Below are 4,069 nucleotides of genomic sequence, written 5' to 3'. Positions count from 1 at the left end.
GGTTTTTAGCGAAATTATTATATCACAAAGGAATGGCTTATTTATTTTTTACAAATTTTGTTTACTCAACAACCTATAATAGTATAATTAATATCATGATTAATATTATAAATTATATGAATTAGTATATGAGGAAACCATATGAAATGTATGCTTAAACTATATTAAACTAATATTTTTGCTAATATAGTTTAATAAGTTATGAGCTTTGATATTCTTGGGTATTAGTACATATAATACTTGAAGAAATCGATTAATAAAGTGTTGTAAATTTGAATCTAGAGTATTATTATAAGTATACAAAACAAATTTAATTTATGAAAAAATAACGAAATGCCTAAGTGAGGCATTTATAAAATATAAAATTTAATATGCAGAGGATGTGGTCAAACATTGATGATCAATACTCATAAAATTATGGCAGAAAATATTATAAAATATGCTAATACAAAGAGTATTTATTTAATTAATAATAAAAGATTTATATGGGGGAACGTGAAACCTGATTGTGCGCCTAAATATAAATTTAAGAAACATTATTTTAATGAAAGTATAGATATGATTATTGAAAAGATTATACATTTATCATCATTATCATTGGAAGAAATATACTATGATATGACAATTGGTAAGTTTAGTGAAGAGCTTGGAGTAATATGTCACTTTTTATGTGATTTTTTCTGTGCACCACACTATTATAGATGGGAATTTAAGAGTACGAGCGCTGTAAAACATCATATGATGTATGAGAAAAATTTAGCTAAGGTAGCTAAGTCGTTTGATCCGACAGGAATTATAAATACACATGTAGATTCAAGTAATATAGAAGAGTTTATAATGCAGCTACAGAAGCAATATGATGGAACTATAAATTATTATAATGATTTAACCTTTTCGTATTATGTTTGCGATAGCGTATTAAATATGATATTGAACAATGTGTTTATCAATGAAAATAAGGTAATTAAAGTAATTTAATTTCTTAAGATAAGAAATATTTCAAAATGGTTGAAAAATTATTTTGAAATATTTTTTTGATTTTGTTAAAAGGTATAAAATTTTATAAAGATATTATTTAATATAAACAAAAATCATAATGTTAAAATAAAATTCTTGAACACATGTTTAAGTATTGATATTGTTATTATATAGAAAAGGTTAAAAATAAAGCGGTTTAAATTAAAAAAAGTGGTCAAAATATAAAAAAGTAAAATTTCATAGTAGTGAGTTTTCTGGAGACTTCTGCTGCTTATCAAGAGAATAGGCACTTTTGAATAAATAATTTAATTAAGCTTGACATAAAAATATAGAAATATGGTAGAATTATAAATTATAGCAATTAATTAAAATTTAACAATGTGAATATAATTTTAAAATTGATTGTTAATAAATAGACTAATCATAATTAATAAAAGTCTAAATAGTAGTTATATAATTTAGTTTGATATAAATATTATAGGGTCGAAAAATATAAAAGTATTGAAATAGGAGAAAGTAGATATGGAAAAGCATAAAAATATATCGATGGCAGTTATCAAAAGGTTGCCTAAGTATCATAGATATCTTGAAGAACTTATGAAAAATGAGGTGGATAGAATTTCTTCAAAAGAATTAGGAGAAAAGATTGGCTTTACTGCATCACAAATTAGACAAGATTTAAATTGTTTTGGAGATTTTGGACAACAAGGTTATGGATATAATGTTAAGGAACTATATACCCAAATTAGCGCTATATTGGGATTAGACAGAGGTTATGAAGCTGCACTGGTTGGCGCTGGAAATATAGGGCAAGCAGTTTCGAATTATTCTAGATTTGAAAATTTAGGATTTAAGATAACAGCAATATTTGATGCAAATCCTAAATTAATAGGAATGAAAATCAGAGATGTAGAAATAATGGATATAGACGAAATGGAATCAGTACTAGAAGAACATAAAATAGATATTGGTATAATTTGTGTTCCTAGAAAAAATGCGCAAGTTGTTGCTGATGAATTAATAAGGGGTGGAGTAAGAGCAATTTGGAATTTTGCACCTGTAGATTTAGTAGTTCCAGATCATGTAAAAGTAGAAAATGTGCATCTAAGTGAAAGTTTATTGACTTTAATTTATTTGTTAAATGAGAGTGAAAGTTAAAAATATAATAAACATATGCAATATATTATTTAAAGCTTGTTCAAAAAATAACAGATCAAATATATATATTTGTTTTTAGAAATAGATTTAAGAAAAATTCATGCAAAAGCTTTACATGAATAAAGTTTTCTTCTCTGTTTGGCATGAAAATAGATATATACCTTTGATCAGTTATTTTTTTCATATACTTAAAAACTTATATTAATAACGCAATATTTTATTGCAAATAATCTAGGAACGTATTATAATTTTAATTGAGGCGTGAAGTCTTGATATTTTTTTAAACTTATTTGTTATATTATTAACAATTAGGATAAAAAATATAAAAAATAGTGTGAAAATTAAAAAAATAAGCAAGTTTGAAGGAGGTCCTTAGAATGGAATTAAAAAATGTTATTCTTGAAAAAGAAGGGCATTTAGCTATTGTTACAATCAATAGACCAAAGGCATTAAATGCATTGAATTCAGAAACACTAAAAGATTTAAATGTTGTTTTAGATGATTTAGAAGCAGACAACAATGTGTATGCAGTTATAGTTACTGGTGCTGGTGAGAAATCTTTTGTTGCTGGAGCAGATATTTCAGAAATGAAAGATCTTAATGAAGAACAAGGTAAAGAATTTGGTATTTTAGGAAATAATGTCTTCAGAAGATTAGAAAAATTGGATAAGCCAGTTATCGCAGCTATATCAGGATTTGCTCTTGGTGGTGGATGTGAACTTGCTATGTCATGTGACATAAGAATAGCTTCAGTTAAGGCTAAATTTGGTCAACCAGAAGCAGGACTTGGAATAACTCCAGGATTTGGTGGAACTCAAAGATTAGCAAGAATAGTTGGACCAGGAAAAGCTAAAGAATTAATATATACTTGTGACCTTATAAATGCAGAAGAAGCTTATAGAATAGGTTTAGTTAATAAAGTAGTTGAATTAGAAAAATTGATGGAAGAAGCAAAAGCAATGGCTAACAAGATTGCAGCTAATGCTCCAAAAGCAGTTGCATATTGTAAAGATGCTATAGACAGAGGAATGCAAGTTGATATAGATGCAGCTATATTAATAGAAGCAGAAGACTTTGGAAAGTGCTTTGCAACAGAAGATCAAACAGAAGGAATGACTGCGTTCTTAGAAAGAAGAGCAGAAAAGAATTTTCAAAATAAATAATTTTTTAATAATTAGTTAAAAATCTATTAGAGATTTATATATAGTTTGTATCAAATAGGTTTAATTAACAAGGAGGGTAATTTAATGAATTTCCAATTAACTAGAGAACAACAATTAGTACAACAAATGGTTAGAGAATTCGCAGTAAATGAAGTTAAGCCAATAGCTGCTGAAATCGACGAAACAGAAAGATTCCCTATGGAAAACGTTGAAAAAATGGCTAAGCTTAAAATGATGGGTATCCCATTTTCTAAAGAATTTGGTGGAGCAGGCGGAGATGTTCTTTCATATATAATAGCTGTGGAAGAATTATCAAAAGTTTGTGGTACTACAGGAGTTATTCTTTCAGCGCATACATCATTATGTGCATCAGTAATTAATGAAAATGGAACTAACGAACAAAGAGCGAAATATTTGCCAGATCTTTGTAGTGGTAAGAAAATCGGTGCTTTCGGATTAACTGAACCAGGTGCTGGTACAGATGCTGCAGGACAACAAACAACTGCTGTATTAGAAGGCGACCATTATGTATTAAATGGTTCAAAAATCTTCATAACAAATGGTGGAGTTGCTGAAACTTTCATAATATTTGCTATGACAGATAAGAGTCAAGGAACAAAAGGAATTTCAGCATTCATAGTAGAAAAGTCATTCCCAGGATTCTCAATAGGAAAATTAGAAAATAAGATGGGGATCAGAGCATCTTCAACTACTGAGTTAGTTATGGAAAACTGCATAGTACCAAAAGAAAACCTACTTAGCAAAGAAGG

The 4,069-nt window shown here is 27.7% G+C and carries 4 protein-coding genes; all 4 read left to right on the top strand.

Annotated features, from left to right (window positions below; translation table 11 throughout):
• Positions 1-396: 396 nt before the first annotated feature.
• On the top strand, positions 397-978 hold the full coding sequence (locus ACJDTP_RS27180; protein ID WP_078116946.1) for a zinc dependent phospholipase C family protein: 582 nt from the start codon (positions 397-399) through the stop codon (positions 976-978).
• A 522-nt stretch (positions 979-1,500) separates the two neighbouring features.
• Positions 1,501-2,136, top strand: coding sequence for a redox-sensing transcriptional repressor Rex (locus tag ACJDTP_RS27175; protein ID WP_011967670.1), 636 nt, complete (start codon positions 1,501-1,503; stop codon positions 2,134-2,136).
• Positions 2,137-2,513: 377 nt separating this feature from the next.
• Positions 2,514-3,299 (top strand): short-chain-enoyl-CoA hydratase, encoded by a 786-nt coding sequence (locus ACJDTP_RS27170; protein ID WP_011967671.1) that lies wholly within the window; start codon positions 2,514-2,516, stop codon positions 3,297-3,299.
• Positions 3,300-3,383: 84 nt separating this feature from the next.
• On the top strand, positions 3,384-4,069 hold a 686-nt coding region (locus ACJDTP_RS27165), incomplete at its 3' end, for an acyl-CoA dehydrogenase family protein (RefSeq protein WP_406762977.1).

Source organism: Candidatus Clostridium helianthi (genome assembly GCF_045310795.1).
Taxonomy (GTDB): Bacteria; Bacillota; Clostridia; order Clostridiales; family Clostridiaceae; genus Clostridium; species Clostridium helianthi.
The sequence above is the reverse complement of the archived record's forward strand: the minus strand, read 5'-3'. Positions and strand labels throughout refer to the sequence as shown.

What these genes read in the sequence shown, in the direction of transcription:
- ACJDTP_RS27180 (WP_078116946.1), top strand. Translation starts at nt 397, where the DNA reads ATGATCAATACTCATAAAATTATGGCAGAAAATATTATAAAATATGCT.
- ACJDTP_RS27175 (WP_011967670.1), top strand. Translation starts at nt 1,501, where the DNA reads ATGGAAAAGCATAAAAATATATCGATGGCAGTTATCAAAAGGTTGCCT.
- ACJDTP_RS27170 (WP_011967671.1), top strand. Translation starts at nt 2,514, where the DNA reads ATGGAATTAAAAAATGTTATTCTTGAAAAAGAAGGGCATTTAGCTATT.